The sequence below is a fragment of the Kitasatospora sp. NPDC088160 genome (genome assembly GCF_044741445.1).
Lineage (GTDB): Bacteria > Actinomycetota > Actinomycetes > Streptomycetales > Streptomycetaceae > Kitasatospora.
Genome location: NZ_JBIUSS010000025.1, coordinates 120901 through 134644 on the forward strand (window position 1 = coordinate 120901; position 13744 = coordinate 134644).

Annotated in this window: 18 protein-coding genes; 11 read left to right on the forward strand and 7 right to left on the reverse strand. The window is 70.8% G+C overall.

All coding sequences use genetic code 11. The features are described 5' to 3' along the window. Nucleotides 1-47: 47 nt before the first annotated feature. Nucleotides 48-1043, reverse strand: coding sequence for an AsnC family transcriptional regulator (locus ACIOGZ_RS33090; protein WP_363585379.1), 996 nt, complete (start codon nt 1041-1043; stop codon nt 48-50). A 262-nt stretch (nt 1044-1305) separates the two neighbouring features. Here ACIOGZ_RS33090 and ACIOGZ_RS33095 point away from each other — a divergent pair, with 262 nt between their 5' ends. The 3 genes from ACIOGZ_RS33095 (at nt 1306) to ACIOGZ_RS33105 (ending at nt 3854) form a co-directional block, all read left to right on the forward strand. Next, entirely contained in the window at nt 1306-2859 is a 1554-nt protein-coding gene (locus ACIOGZ_RS33095) for an MFS transporter (RefSeq protein ID WP_363585409.1), read from the forward strand. A gap of 74 nt (nt 2860-2933) precedes the next feature. Further along, complete coding sequence (locus ACIOGZ_RS33100) at nt 2934-3389, forward strand: hypothetical protein (protein WP_363630121.1); 456 nt, start codon at nt 2934-2936, stop codon at nt 3387-3389. Nucleotides 3390-3596: 207 nt separating this feature from the next. After that, nucleotides 3597-3854 carry a DUF6011 domain-containing protein gene (locus ACIOGZ_RS33105; protein ID WP_363585381.1) on the forward strand — a complete coding sequence of 86 codons (258 nt, stop codon included), beginning with the start codon at nt 3597-3599 and terminating at the stop codon, nt 3852-3854. A 49-nt stretch (nt 3855-3903) separates the two neighbouring features. On the opposite strand, the gene ACIOGZ_RS33110 is transcribed toward ACIOGZ_RS33105, so the two are convergent. Next, on the reverse strand, nt 3904-5820 hold the full coding sequence (locus ACIOGZ_RS33110; RefSeq protein WP_400988710.1) for a hypothetical protein: 1917 nt from the start codon (nt 5818-5820) through the stop codon (nt 3904-3906). A gap of 320 nt (nt 5821-6140) precedes the next feature. Between ACIOGZ_RS33110 and ACIOGZ_RS33115 the strand changes: the two genes are divergently transcribed. Beyond that, nucleotides 6141-6869 carry a chitinase gene (locus ACIOGZ_RS33115; protein ID WP_363585383.1) on the forward strand — a complete coding sequence of 243 codons (729 nt, stop codon included), beginning with the start codon at nt 6141-6143 and terminating at the stop codon, nt 6867-6869. Nucleotides 6870-7192: 323 nt separating this feature from the next. Continuing rightward, nucleotides 7193-7915: a DsbA family protein gene (locus ACIOGZ_RS33120; RefSeq protein WP_400988712.1), complete on the forward strand. Its 723-nt coding sequence runs from the start codon at nt 7193-7195 to the stop codon at nt 7913-7915. Between the two features lie 54 nt (nt 7916-7969). Here the strand turns inward: ACIOGZ_RS33120 and ACIOGZ_RS33125 are convergent, their stop codons facing one another. The 5 genes from ACIOGZ_RS33125 to ACIOGZ_RS33145 form a co-directional block, all read right to left on the reverse strand. Beyond that, nucleotides 7970-8374 carry a DUF3052 domain-containing protein gene (locus ACIOGZ_RS33125; protein ID WP_400328182.1) on the reverse strand — a complete coding sequence of 135 codons (405 nt, stop codon included), beginning with the start codon at nt 8372-8374 and terminating at the stop codon, nt 7970-7972. Nucleotides 8375-8478: 104 nt separating this feature from the next. Then, on the reverse strand, nt 8479-8679 hold the full coding sequence (locus tag ACIOGZ_RS33130) for a hypothetical protein (protein ID WP_363585386.1): 201 nt from the start codon (nt 8677-8679) through the stop codon (nt 8479-8481). Nucleotides 8680-8757: 78 nt separating this feature from the next. Continuing rightward, nucleotides 8758-9123 (reverse strand): hypothetical protein, encoded by a 366-nt coding sequence (locus ACIOGZ_RS33135; protein ID WP_400988714.1) that lies wholly within the window; start codon nt 9121-9123, stop codon nt 8758-8760. Nucleotides 9124-9228: 105 nt separating this feature from the next. Further along, the gene (locus ACIOGZ_RS33140; RefSeq protein WP_400988715.1) at nt 9229-9492 is read right to left on the reverse strand and encodes a hypothetical protein; all 264 of its coding nucleotides are present in this window, start codon (nt 9490-9492) and stop codon (nt 9229-9231) included. Then, on the reverse strand, nt 9492-9863 hold the full coding sequence (locus ACIOGZ_RS33145; protein WP_380561687.1) for an ATP-binding protein: 372 nt from the start codon (nt 9861-9863) through the stop codon (nt 9492-9494). The genes ACIOGZ_RS33140 and ACIOGZ_RS33145 overlap by 1 nt, the downstream gene beginning before the upstream one ends. Before the next feature lie 161 nt (nt 9864-10024). On the opposite strand from ACIOGZ_RS33145, the gene ACIOGZ_RS33150 reads away from it, so the two are divergent. The 6 genes from ACIOGZ_RS33150 (at nt 10025) to ACIOGZ_RS33175 (ending at nt 13744) form a co-directional block, all read left to right on the forward strand. After that, nucleotides 10025-10912, forward strand: a complete 888-nt coding sequence (locus ACIOGZ_RS33150; protein WP_159398454.1) for a helix-turn-helix transcriptional regulator — start codon at nt 10025-10027, stop codon at nt 10910-10912. Nucleotides 10913-10924: 12 nt separating this feature from the next. Continuing rightward, nucleotides 10925-11125, forward strand: coding sequence for a DUF397 domain-containing protein (locus tag ACIOGZ_RS33155; protein WP_400988717.1), 201 nt, complete (start codon nt 10925-10927; stop codon nt 11123-11125). 102 nt (nt 11126-11227) lie between these two features. After that, nucleotides 11228-11803, forward strand: a complete 576-nt coding sequence (locus ACIOGZ_RS33160) for a DUF1707 domain-containing protein (protein WP_400988718.1) — start codon at nt 11228-11230, stop codon at nt 11801-11803. 215 nt (nt 11804-12018) lie between these two features. Beyond that, nucleotides 12019-12873, forward strand: a complete 855-nt coding sequence (locus ACIOGZ_RS33165) for a helix-turn-helix transcriptional regulator (RefSeq protein ID WP_363630111.1) — start codon at nt 12019-12021, stop codon at nt 12871-12873. Nucleotides 12874-13020: 147 nt separating this feature from the next. Next, on the forward strand, nt 13021-13248 hold the full coding sequence (locus ACIOGZ_RS33170) for a hypothetical protein (RefSeq protein ID WP_363630109.1): 228 nt from the start codon (nt 13021-13023) through the stop codon (nt 13246-13248). Beyond that, nucleotides 13226-13744, forward strand: a complete 519-nt coding sequence (locus tag ACIOGZ_RS33175; RefSeq protein WP_363630107.1) for a DUF6879 family protein — start codon at nt 13226-13228, stop codon at nt 13742-13744. Before ACIOGZ_RS33170 ends, ACIOGZ_RS33175 begins: the two co-directional genes overlap by 23 nt.

Genomic DNA, 13744 nt, shown 5'->3' on the forward strand with positions numbered 1-13744 from the left:
CGGAGCGACGGACGGTCGCTCGGCGGTTCGGCAGCCCGGTGCCGGCGTCATACGAGCGCCGGGTGGATCAGCCGCCCGTGGTGGATGAGCGAGGCGGACTGCTTGAGCCGGTTCACCCGGACGCTGATCTCGTAGCCGCGGATGCCCTCGACGTGGGCCAGGCGGCCGGTGAGGTAACGGTAGAAGTCGGGGGTGTCCCGGCAGGCGACCACGGCCATCAGGTTGTGGCGTCCGCTGATCGCGGCGACGAACGCGCACTCGTGGTGGCCGCCGACCTCCTCGCCGACCTGGTGCAGCCGCGGTAGGTCGACCTGCAGCCACAGGGTGGCGTTGAGCCGGTAGCCGAGGCGCTCGGCCAGGGTGTCGACGTCGTACGTGAGCGAGCCTGCTGCCTCCAGTGCCTCCAGGCGACGGGCGACCCGGGGCTTGGACCAGCCGGTGACCTTGGCCAGGTGGGTATGGGTGGCCCGGCCGTCCTCGGCGAGCGCGCGCAGCAGCGGCAGGTCCTGTTCACCCAGGGGCGTCGACGAGGCCACTGCCGGGGTGGGGTGGCCGGAGGTCAGCCGCCGCACCTGTTCGGGGGTGAGCGAGGCGTCGGGGTCGGTCCAGGGCGCGGTTCCGGGACCGCCGTAGATACGCACGACCAGGTCGACGTTCACGTCCAGGACCGCGCCCGCTCGCGGCAGCTGGCGCAGCAGCAGGTCGTCATGGTCGGTTCCGGCGGGGGACCGGATGATGCAGATGATCTCCGAGCCGCCGGAGGCGATGCCGACGTACGCCACCTCGGACCGGCGGGCCAGTGACTGGGCCAGCGGTGCCACCGCATCAGGTCGGCAGCGCAGCCGGGCGATCCACTCCGCCTGGCCGTCGGCGTTCAGGTTGCCCAGTCCGACAACGCGCAGCAGGCCGTCCCGCCGCAGGGCGGCGTAGCGGCGCGCCACAGTCTGTTCGGACACGCCGATGACCTCCCCGAGCCGCCGGAACGAGACCCGGGGCGCGCACTGCAAACCGTGGATGATTTTGCGGTCCAGATCATCAGCCATGGAGGAATGGTCCCATCGCCAGGCGCTCAGGCGGAGGTTCCGGGAGGCTTCTTGGGATCGACTGCGGGTTTCGGGCGCTTCGGGGAGAAGCTGATCGGCGGCTCCACGGGCGGCTGCCATCGGCCGTCGCCCCCGGGAGCGGGCGCACGCTCCCGGCGGCGCTCCGAGAATGCGGGGCCTCCCCCGCAGCAGCCGAAGGAACGACCCCGTGAACTCCACAACGACGCCGGACCTCAGGGCCGGACGGGCCGCCACGCTCGTCATGGCCTGCCTGGGTGTCTTCGTCGCCTACCTGCCCGTCACCACCGTGTCGGTGAGCCTGCCGGCGATCCAGCGCGCGCTGGGCACGTCGACCTCCGAATTGTCCTGGGTGTCGGACGCGTTCGTGCTGCCGATGGCCGCGCTGATCCTGACCACCGGCGTCTGGGGCGATGTCCACGGCCGCAAGAAGGTCTTCCAGACCGGCATGGTCTTCTGTGCGCTGGGCGCCGCGATCTCGCTGCTGTCCAGCTCGGTGCAGGCACTGTGGGTCGGGCAGGCGGTCTCCGGCATCGGCGCCGCCGCTCTGCTGCCCACCACACTCACACTGATCAGCCATGCCGTGCCCGACCACCGTGAGCGGGGCAAGTTCATCGGCTTCTGGGCGATGAGCCTGACGGCCCCGCTCGCCGTCGGCCCGCTGATCGGCGGCGCCCTGCTGGAGCACACCACCTGGCGCTGGATCTTCCTGCTGCCGATACCACTCTCCGTGGCCCTGCTGGCCGTCGCCGCGTTCCGGCTGCCCGACTCGCGCGCCCCGCACGGCCGCCGGCTCGACTGGCCCGGCCAGATCACCGCCGCCACCGCCGTCACCGCACTGGTCTACGGCGTCATCGAGGGCGGCGCGGACGGCTTCGACGAACCCGCTGTGATCACCGCGCTGACGCTCGGCGCGGTCGCCGCCGGAGCCTTCGTCCTGGTGGAACTCCGCAGTACCAGCCCGATGCTGGACCTGGCGCTGTTCCGCAGCCCCGCGTTCACCGCCACCGCACTGGTGGCCGTGGTCAGCTTCCTCGGCCTGATCGGCTTCTTCTTCGTGCTCAGCCTGTACTTCGGCCTGGTCCAGCACCTGAGCACCATGCAGGCGGCACTGCGGATGGTGCTGGTGTCCGGCACCTCGCTGGTGGCCGGCCTCCCTGTCGGACGGCTGATGCACCGGATCCCGCCGAGGGTGCTGATCACCTCCGGGCTGGCGCTGGTCGCCGCCGCGATGTTCGCCATGACCGGCGTCGACGCCCACACCTCCTACGCTGCGCTGACCTGGCGACTGGTGCTGCTCGGACTCGGCATGGGCGCGGTGCTCACCCCGATGACCGCCTCCGCAGTCTCCGCCGTTCCCTTCCACCTGGCCGGGATGGCCGCGGCCGGCAACAACGCGATCCGCCAGGTCGGCGCCGCGCTCGGCCCCGCCGTCCTCGGGGCGCTGCTCACCACCCGTGCCCTGAACGCCCTGCCCGCACAGCTCGCGAACGCCGGCGTCCCGGCCCAGACCGGCGCGCGTGTCCTGGACTCCGCCCGCGAACACGGCCTGGGCGCCGTCGCCGGACTCGACCTCGGCCCCGCCACGGGACAGGCCCTGACCGCGCTGAGCAACTCCTTCCTGGACGGCATGCGGCTGTGCCTGCTGGTCTCCGCCGGCCTCGCCCTGCTGGCCGCGCTGGCCTGCGCCCTGCTGCTGAAGAGCCCGTCGAGCGCGGCACCGAGGGCGGCGGGTCCGGGACGGCCAGTGCCGGAAGCGGAGCAGGCCGCGGTCCCGGTTGCGGCGCAGCCAGCCTGAGGAACAGGAAGCAGGGGGACCGACAGCGGTGGTACTGCACCCCGCTGGAGGGAGTCGGTCCGCTGCGCTTCGGGATGAGTCCGCAGCAGGTGTCGGCCGCCCTGGACGGCGAGGTGCCGGCCGAGAGCTGGGGCCACCACCCCTTCCCGGTGGGCAGCCCTTGGGAGGACCAGGGCACTCCCGAGGAGTGGCACGTGAGCAAGGAGTACTACGCCCGGGCTGGGGCGAGCGCGCACTACTTCTACGCGTCGCAGGCGGGCAGGGGTTCCGTGCTGGCCCGGGTGAGCGTCCACGGGCGCAGCGGCCCCCTAGTGTCCCTCTACGGCATCGAACTGATCGGCCGCAAGCCCTCCGCCGTCGAGGCGGACATCATCCGCTACATCCAGGACCGCGGCCTGGACCTGCGCATGGGTTGCGGCGGGGACATCAGCCCGGGCGACTCTCAGGTGTGGGCACGGGCGGAGCGGGCAGGGGACACCTCGGTCAGCGCGGCCTGCTTCTGCATCGAGGACTTTGAGTACCACGGCTGACCCCGCGTCCAGAAGCCGATCAGCCAGTCGACGCCGGCTCCTCTCCCGTTCTACGCAGACGTTCAGGCGTGCTCACTCCGGTCTTCCCGGCCGCCCGATGCCGCGCTGATTCGACAAGATCCGAAAGAGAGGTCCCTAGCCGACCATGATCAAGCTCGGCGCCAACCGCTGTACCGGTGTTCCCCGAGGCCGGGCTACCGTCTCCCCATGACCAGCGTCCCGACCAGCAACGGCCCGACCAGCAACGGCCCGAGTGGCGGCGGCTCGACCGGTGGCGGCCCGGACCCGATCCCGGGCACCGACACTCCCGAGGCCATCCGGCCCCGCGTCACCTGCCGCCGCTGCCATCGCCCGCTGCACGACCCGGAGTCGCGGATCCTGCGGCTCGGCCCGGAGTGCCGCGATCCGGCGGAGCGGGTCGCGCGCTTCGACGTCGACCAGGATCCGCTGCCGGGCATCGGGTGACGGGCGTCGGGTGACGGGCATCGCCCGCCGACCTCTGCTGTAGCGCCCGTCAGGCGCGCCGGAAGAGGCGGCGCAGGAGGCCGGGGCGGGGTTCCGGTTGCTCCTGGGGCGCCACCTCGGCCTGCTGGGCTTCCCCGGCTTCCCGGGCTTCCCTGGCCTCCTGGGCCTCGGCCCGCTCGATCAGCCGCCGGGCCAGGTCGAGGTCGGCCCGGGGCAGCCAGGGCGCGGTGAGCGCCAGCGCGGCGAGCGAGCGCAGGACGGTCACCACGCGGGTGCGGCGGGCCCGGGCGCTGTAGTGCAGCCGCTGCCGGAGCCGGTCGGCGATGTCGGCGCGGGTCTCGGGGTGCGTCCAGCCGATCGCGACGAGGGCGAAGCCGGCCGCCTCGACCACCCAGTCCTCGGGCCCGAGCAGCAGGTCGACCAGCACGCGGCGGCGGTCGGAGTCCTCCCACGGCTGGTCGGTGCGGTGGTGGGCGATGCCGAGGCAGGCGAAGACCTGGACGGCCCGCACCCACAGTTCGGGCTGGTGGGCGAGCAGGGCCCGGCCGAGGTCGTCCTCCCGGGGCATCGGCGGGTGGACGAGCGCGCCGAGCAGGTCGTCGAGCGGCAGCCCGGCCAGCCGGACGGCGTGGTCGTAGGCGGCGGGGACGGTCGCCCAGACGATCTCGGCGGTGGCCCGGACGAGTTCGGCGCTGTCCGGTGCGGGCGGGGCGACGGCCGGGCGCGGGTCGGTCCCGTCCCAGGCCCAGATCCGGGTGGCCGGTTCGGCCAGCGGGAGCCGGGGGTCGGGCTCGGCGACGGACCGGTAGTCGACGGTGGCGCGCGGCAGGGCGAGGCGGACGGCCAGCAGGGAGCTGGGCGGTTCCACGGCGGAGGCGCTGCACTCGATCTCGCTGTCGCGGGTGGTGCCGGGGGCGGCGAGCAGCTGGTGCAGCACGTTGACGGTCGCCTCGGTGGCGCCGGAGACCATGCCGAGCCAGGGTTCCCGGTGGCTGAGCCGTTCCAGCAGGTCCTGGGCGTACTCGTGGTCCGGGTGGGCGCGGTGGTGGTCGGCCAGGGCGAGCAGGTGGGCGGGGTCGCCGTCGGCGGCGTGCCGCAGGCCGTACCGGGCGGGGGCCGCCTTGGGGTGGTCGGGTTCGGTGGCGAGCACGCGGTCCAGCCAGGGCAGGCCGTCGGCGGGGCGGCCGAGGGCGCCGTACAACTCGGCGACGTCGACGGCGAGGTAGCTGCTGGAGTTGTCCCGCTCCGGTTCGACCCTGGCCAGTTCGGCCTCCCAGACGGCGAGCGCCCGTTCCGGCCGGCCGTGCGCGCGCAGGGCGTTGCCGAGCATCACGGACGGCAGGTAGCCGGGGGCCAGCAGGTGGGCCAGTTCGGCGAGTTCGACGGCGCGGTCGGTGGCGCCGAGGCGGCGGGTGAGGCCGGAGGCCATCGCGAGCAGCAAGGCGTGGTCGCCGTGGCGGCCCACCACGGACTGGACGAAGTCCTCGAACGGCTGGACGGCTTCGGCGAGTTCGGCGGGCAGCGGGTCGGGCAGTCCGCCGGCGGCCCGGGCCACCGCCTGGGCGACGGCGTCCGGGTCGACGAGGGCGGGCAGGTCCTCGCGGGCGAGCCAGGCGGTGTGCGCCCAGGGTCTCGCGGGCTCGTACTGGATCGCGGAGGCGAGCAGGCCGACGGCGGTGTCCCAGTCCCCGGCGGCGGCCTCGACGTGGGCCCGGCAGGCGACGGTGCCCAGGTAGACCTGGCCGTCCAGCGGGAACAGGTCGCGGGCGGCGGCCGGTCCTCCGGCGGCGGCGCACAACTCGGCCAGCGCCTCGTACAGTTCGGGCAGCTGGGGGTCGGCGAGGATCGCGTCGGCCAGGTGGTCGGCGGCGTGCGGGAGGTCTCCGGAGTCGATGGCCAGCCGGGCCACCGCCACCTCGCCCTCCGCCGCCAGCCGCTCGTCGCCCTCGTCGTCGGCGTGCCCCATGTGGTCGTCCCCCCGCTCGCGGTGTCTGCCTTGTGCGCGGACGAGGCTATCCCGCGTATCTGATGACCGGATGATCAATCTGCCGGCGTGTCGGACGAGCTGGAATTGGCCTGAATCGCGCTCACCTCTAGGTCGGATACACCCCGAACGAGTGGTTTGGGTGCTGGTCGGCGCCTTTTCCCGGAATCGGCGCACCACGATGTTCCCGACGCTTCGCTCCCGACGCTTCGCTCCCGAAGCACCCCCCGGTGCACCCACCGGAGCACTCACTGGAGCACCCACCGGAGCACCCCCACCCCGACGACAAGCGAGAAGTGACGATGAAGCTCTCCCGCACCCTGTCCATGGCCGCCTCGGCCGCCGTCCTGAGCACCGTCGCCCTGGGCACCACCGCCCTCACCGGGCACGCCACACCAGCGGCCGCCGCCTCGTTCGTGGTCAGCGAGGCCCAGTTCAACCAGATGTTCCCGAGCCGGAACTCCTTCTACACCTACCGCGGCCTGACCGACGCCCTCAGCGCCTACCCCGGGTTCACCACCACCGGCAACGACGCCACCCGCAAGCGCGAGGCCGCGGCGTTCCTCGCCAACGTCAGCCACGAGACCGGCGGCCTGAAGTACGTCGTCGAGCAGAACACCGCCAACTACAGCCACTACTGCGACGCCTCGCAGCCCTACGGCTGTCCCGCCGGCAAGAGCGCCTACTACGGGCGCGGCCCGCTCCAGATCAGCTGGAACTTCAACTACAAGGCCGCGGGCGACGCCCTGCACATCGACCTGCTGAACAACCCCTACCTGGCCGAGAAGGACCCGGCCGTCTCCTGGAAGACCGGCCTCTGGTTCTGGAACACCCAGAAGGGCGCCGGGACGATGACCGCGCACGACGCCATCGTCAACGGCAAGGGCTTCGGCGAGACCATCCGCAGCATCAACGGCGACCTGGAGTGCAACGGCAAGAACCCGGACGAGCGCAACGACCGCATCAACCTCTACAAGAAGTTCGTCGGCGTCCTCGGCACCGACGTCGGCGGCGGCAACATCTCCTGCTGACCGGCGACCCCGTGCGTGGGAAGTCGACCGGGCCGACTTCCTGCTCACGGCCCCCCGCAGACCGGCGCATCCCAGCGCTCGACGAGGAGCCTGCGCCGTCCTGCACGAGGCGTTCCTCACGGAGGCCCGGGCGGCGTCGGGCTCGGCGGACGGGCACCTCCCGTACGGGTTCAGGATCCACCTCGCGACGGCGCGGCTGCGGTGAGGCCGGTCCCGTCGGGCACCTGAATATTTCATCACGAGAAATATTCAGGTGGTCGTCGGCGTTGACCACGGAGCCGGGTGCGGGAAGGCCCCGCACGGCTGGAGACGGGAGCGACGCCGTGCGCGTGGAGATCTGGACCGACATCAACTGCCCGTGGTGCTACATCGGCAAGGCCCGGTTCGAGCAGGCCCTGGAGCGGTTCCCCCACCGCGGGGACGTGGAGGTCGTCCACCGCTCCTTCGAACTCGACCCCCACTCGCCGGCCGAGGCGCGGCCGGTCGTCCCGCTGATCGCCGCCAAGTACGGGCTCAGCCTGGACCAGGCCGAAGCGGCGGAGGCGCGGATCGCGGACAACGCGCACGGGGAGGGGCTGGCGTACCTCCGCGAGGGCCGCGACGCGGCGAACTCCTTCGACATGCACCGCCTGCTGCACTTCGCCAAGGACCACGGGCGGCAGGGGCAGCTGCTGGACGCGCTGTACCGGGCCAACTTCGCCGACGCGCGATCCGCGTTCGCGGAAGGACGACTGGTGGAACTGGCCGTCGAGGCGGGGCTGGACGGCGAGGCCGCGGCGGCGGTGCTGGCCGATCCGGACGCCTACGCGGAGGCCGTGCGCGAGGACGAGGCGACGGCGGGCGCGATGGGCGCCACCGGGGTCCCGTTCTTCGTGTTCGACCGGCGACTCGGGGTCTCGGGCGCCCAGCCCGCCGAGACGTTCACGGCGGCACTGGAGCAGGCCTGGGAGAGCCGGGTGGCGGTGCCCCTGCTGGTCGGCGGCGCCGGCGGTGACGGCAGCGGCGCGGCCTGCGGGCCGGACGGATGCGAGCTGCCGCAGCGGTGAGGCGAAGGGCGTGGAGCAGGAAGTCGGCGGGGCCGACTTCCTGCTCCGGGGGTGTCAGCGCTTGGGGGCGATGAGGCGGATGCCGGTCCAGTCCGCGGCGGCGCTGATGGCCTTGGTCGAGGCGAGGCCGGCGGTCTGGGCGGCCTCGTTGACATCGCTGGGCTCGATATAGCCGTCCCGGCCCGGCTTCGGGGTGAGCAGCCAGATCATGCCGCCCTCTTCGAGGAGGCCGATGGCGTCGACCAGGGCGTCGGTGAGGTCGCCGTCGTCCTCGCGGAACCAGAGCAGGACGGTGTCGGCCACGTCGTCGTAGTCCTCGTCGACGAGGTCCTGGCCGATCAGCACCTCGATGCCCTCGCGGAGATCCTGGTCGACGTCCTCGTCGTAGCCGATCTCCTGGACGACCTGCCCGGGCTCGAACCCGAGCCGGGCCGCCGGGTTGGTGCGCTCTGTCGTCATGCCGGTGTTCCTTTGACTTGGAGGCGCCTGTCGCCTCGCATCCGGGTAGCCAACCAGACACGGACGGCGGTCGGCGCGGAACACGCCCGGAGATTGACGATCCGTCAGATCTTGCGGCAGGAGATGACCACGGACGAGCTGACGGTCAACAGGAGTTGCGCACCGCCGGCCGCGTCGGCCCGGGCAATGGTGGCGCCCAGCTCGCCGGGCGGGAGGGGGAACGTGTGCGGGCGCAGGTCGGCGTCGTGCGCCACGACCGCGTCGCCCTCGACGTAGAGCAGCAGGTATTCGGCGACGTCGGACACGTCGGGTCCCCTCCCCTGGGGTGGCTGGCGCTTGGCGCTGCCCACGCTAGGGGCCGCGCGGGGCGCGGTCGGTGGCATTCACCCGGCACCACCCCCACGGGTGAATGCGGTCGAGGACGGGCGGGGGCTGAGGCCGGGGCCTAGGTGGGGGTTGAGGCGGGCGGGGTGGCCGGCGGCGTTGCGACCGGCGGCCTCGCGGTAGGCGATGCGTTGGACGGCGGCGAGCAGGCGGTAGAGGTTGAGGGCGGCGTCGGAGTCGTCGGCGGCGAAGCCCAAGTGGAAGATGAAGGCTTCGAGTTCGCGCCAGTCGAAGTCGTCGGGGACGGGCTGGGCGGCGCCGGGGGCAAGGGCGTTGAAGGCGGCGGCGACGGCGTAGTGGGTCGCGGCGAGGGCGTTGGCCAGGGGGTTGGGGCCGAAGTCGGGGTCCGGGTCCGGGTCGGGCATGTCAGGAGTCCTCCTCGTCGGGCTTTGCAACGTTGAGTGCGGTGATGACGCCCAGGACGACGGTGGCGATCGCCAGGGCGAGGAGGACGGCGAAGGCGGCGGCGATCAGGAAGCGCACGGGTCGTCGCGGTCTCGTTCGGCGGCGAGGAGGAGGGAGAGGAGGTTGAGGAGGGTGGAGGCGGGAGCCGTGTTGAAGCGGACGAGGATGCGGCCGTCGATGGTGCGGTCGGTGGTCGCGGAGGGGAAGATGAGGCCGAACCTGCGGCCGCGCTCGTCGACTTCGGCGAGGAGCGTGCGGATGTGGCCGTCGGTGTAGTACCGGATCCGGGGGTCTGTCGGGAGCATCGGGCGGCGGCGGGGAAGGGGCATCAGGCGGCGTCCAACTGCAGCTCGAACCAGACGGATTTGCCCTGCTTGCGCAGGTCGGCGCCGAAGCGGTGGGCGAGGGAACGGACGAGGTGCAGACCTCGACCGGAGAGCGCGTAGGGGTCGGCGGGGGCGCACGGCTCGGGCGGGAGGATCTGGCTGTCGTCACAGACCGAGACGCGGAGCCTGCACTCCAGGAGGGAGAGCACGACGAGGGGCGCGAGGCTCCCGGCGTGCTTCCACGCGTTGAAGAAGAGTTCGTGGAGGGCGAGTTCGGCGTCGCAGATGGTGGGGGGCGGCCAGCCGGCGGTGGTGAGGAGGTCGCACAGTTCGGTGCGGGCGGCGGTCCAGTCGGGAGGGTTGGAAGCACGCATGGGAGACCCCGGGAGGGAGAGGGGGAGTCACTGACGATCCGTCATGTGACCGGTGCAACACTGAGAGTAGGGGGGTCTATGACAACATTGCAAGACCGTCACTCGTTGGTGGCATCCCGGATGGGTTGTGCGCGAGACTGCGCCGACAGGGAAGGATGATCGTGGGATACAAGGGACCAATCAGCCAGCGACAGCGCCGATTCGGCGAGGAGTTGCAGCTTCTGCGTACGGCCGCCGGGCTGTCTGCACCGGAAGCTGGCGCGCTGGTGGGCATGAAGGGTCCGGCGGTGAGCCACACCGAGGCTGGCCGGATCACCCTCAACCCCGAGCGCCTTGAGATCTGGCTCGACGCCTACGGGTGCAACGATCCGGCCTATCGCAAGATCCTGGCCGAGATGGGCCGAAGCACCGGCAAAGGCTGGTGGAGCAGCTTCGAAGGCAAGGTTCCCGACCTCTCACTCGACCTGGCAGAGCTCGAAGAGCGCGCAACCCGCCTCGACAACTACGAGACTCTCTACATCCCTGGGCTACTTCAGTTGCCCGAATACGCAGAGGCCATCTACAAGGATGCTTACCGCAACGGACGATGGGATCTGGCAACAGCAGTCCAGTTCCGCATGGATCGCCAGCGCATCATCGACAGCGAGATCCAACGGCAATTCCGGTTTGTCATCCACGAAGCGGCCTTGCGCATGCTGTTTCCCGGCGTGGAAGTCATGAGGGATCAGCTGGTTCACCTGCTGGACATGGCAGAACACCCCAATGTCGCCATCCAGATCCTTCCCTTTGCGGCAACCAGGAAGCCGCCCCATTCAAGCTCCTTCCTCCTCTGCGACCCCGGCTGCACCGACCTCTCGACAATTGTCCTGGAGGCACCCGGGCGCGCAGAACACACTGGCACCCCTGAGAACATTGCGGCGTACGGATGGAAGTTCCAGCAGTTGAGCGAGATCGCGTTGCCAGCCATCGACGCAACAGCATCACGCGATCGCAGCTCGCGCGACTCATGGGGGCTTCTTCAACACCTCCTCTACCCGCTGCAAGTATGAGAGGCGCCACAGATGCCAGAGCTCTCCTGGAAGAAGTCATCGTTCAGCGGCGGAGATGACGGCCAAGCGTGCCTTGAACTGGCCCTCGGCGCCGACGACATCCGCCACCTCCGCGAGTCCGACGACCCCTCCACCATCGTCACCACCACCGTCCCCAAACTCCGCGCCCTCATCCTCGGCGCCAAGGCCGGCGAGTTCGACCACCTCGTCTGAGCCTGAACCCCTGCCGCACGCCCGGCGGTCAGCACACTTGGTGCTGACCGCCTCCGCCCAACTCCCTGTTCCGGGCCGCCCGCCCTGGGTTAGCGTGGACCCATGTCGAGAGACCTGCCCGCGCTACGGGCATCCCATCAGGACCGGGACCGCATCGTAGAAACGCTGCAGGTCGCCGCCGCAGACGGCCGGCTCACCCCCGAAGAACTCGAAACCCGGCTGGAAGCCGCGCTCTCGGCCCGGACGCTGGCCGAGCTGGCCGAGCTGACCACCGACCTGCCGAGCTTCGCGTCGGCCGTGGCCGTGCCGAAGGACGTGCTGGTCATCGACCAGCGCGGCGGCAAGTACACCCGGGCGGGGCGCTGGGTGGTCCCCCGGCACATCGAGTTGCGGCCGAAACACTGCACGGTCGTCCTCGACTTCACCGAGGCGGTCATCACGGCCGACACCCTTCTGATCGACGTATCCCTGCGGCACGGCAAGCTGCTCATCATCAGCCCGCCGGGCCTCGTCACCCTCGACACCGACGGTCTCACCCTGGTCTTCTCCAAGGTCAAGCAGCGCTTCGACAGCGGCGGCGACGCCACCAGGCCCCAGCTCCGGATCGAGCTCACCGGCACCCTCAAACACGCCTCGGTCGTCGCGCGCCCTCCCCGCCGCCGCCTCTTCGCCACCTGAGGCAGGCCCACTCCCCATCTGCACACCCTCGCCCGCTCGTCGATCTCGACGAGCGGGCGCTCTCGTTGCCCGGCCGGCCTCCCGCTCTCAAAGAGCCTGCCATGACACGCCGTTGGCCGATTCCAGCCTTCCGACACGACCACGCCGGTGAGAAATTTTGAGAAATTTCGGCTAGGAGGAGCAATCGTGAAGCTGCGACTCATCGGTAGCCCGCGTTGAGCACCGCACGACAGGGTGTCCACGAAGCCCGCTTGGAACTCGGCCGCCGCCTTCGCACGATCCGCACGGCGGCCGGGCTCGACGGACGCACCCTCGCGAGCCGGCTCGGCTGGCCCACGAGCAAGGTGTCCAAGCTCCAGCAGGGGCGGCAATCCCCTACGGTCGCCGACGTCCGAGCCTGGGTCGACGCCTGCGACGTCCCCGAGGCGGCTGCGGAACTCGTCGTCCAACTGCACGAGCTGGACGACCGGTACGCCCAATGGCGGCGCGAGCTGCGGCACGGCCACGCCGCAGTCCAGAAGTCCTGGGCCGACATGGAGGCCGCGGCACAGGCCATCCGCGCATTCGAACCCTGCTGGGTACCGGGTCTTCTCCAGACCGCCGACTACGCGGCCGCACGGTTCCGCGAGCACGCCCAGCTCAACGACAGCCCGCCGGACACGGACGCCACCGTGGCCGCCCGCCTCGCCCGTCAACAGATCCTGTACTCGCACTCGCCCGGCGGCCGCCACTGGCACATCCTCCTCACCGAGGCCGCCCTGCTCTACGGGACCGCCTCCGCCGAGGTGATGCGCGCCCAGATCGACCGCCTGGTCTCCGCGACGACCCTCCCGGCCCTGCGCCTGGGCATCGTGCCGTTCCGCACACGCCTGCCGGCCTCACCCGTGCACGGATTCTGGATCTTCGACGACCAACTGGCCTCCGTCGAGGTCGTCAGCGGCGAACTCCGGCTGGGCCTGCCCGAGGAGATCGCCCAGTACCGCAAGGTCTTCGACCTGCTGGCCCCGAGCGCGCTCTACGACACGGACGCCCGGCGGCTGCTCACCTCGGCTGCCGAAAGCTGGATCTGATAGGTCATCAAAAACAACGTCAGCGACTTCCGCTGCATGAACCTGCTGGCTCTCGCCGGGCAAGTTCAAGCAAGTTCGTGGTGCGGGTCCCGAGTTGTGCGGCAAGCTCTCTCACAGCGATCGACTCCAACCACGAGGAGGCCCACGATGGCGCTGCACAAGCTCGGACAAGACCCCGAGAGCCCCGACGGCAAGTCCCCGACCGTCTACTTCGACGATGCGACGGGCAACTACATCCTCCAGGGCTGGAAGGTCCTCGACCCGGACCGGCTCGCGCAGATGGATGTCCCCGGGCACGAGACCGTGATCGAATTCCCCAAGCGAATGATGCAGTTCTTCCCGGAGGTGAACGGTGACGGCGGCCCCCACGCTTGAGGACCTGCTGCAGACCTGCACCCAGTCGGCGCTTCACCTTGAGATGCGCGACGGCTACATGCGCGACGACCCCCTGTTGGTGCGCTGGCTCAACGGGCACCGGGATGACCCGGCCGACCGCTCGTCGTGGTGGAACCCGTGGTTGCAGCTGATCCACGAAACCACCGCCCGAGGCGTCGAGGTCCGACGCGCCCGTGTGGTGTCGGAACCGGTGAGCGAGTACATCAGGTTCGAGTATGAGATCACGTTCCGGAACGTCGTTTCCGGCGAGCAGGTCAGGTGGCTTCCCCGGCGGCAGGCGACCGATCTGGCTCTCCCGGGAAATGACTTCTGGCTGATCGACGGGCAGTATCTCGTCGTCCACCACTTCAGCGGGGAGGGCGACTTCGTCGACGACGAGATCAGCACCGACCCTCAGACCCTGAAGCTCTGCCACTCCGCGTTCGAGGCCGTCTGGGAGCGGGCAGTGCCGCACGAGGACTTCCGGCTGCACTAG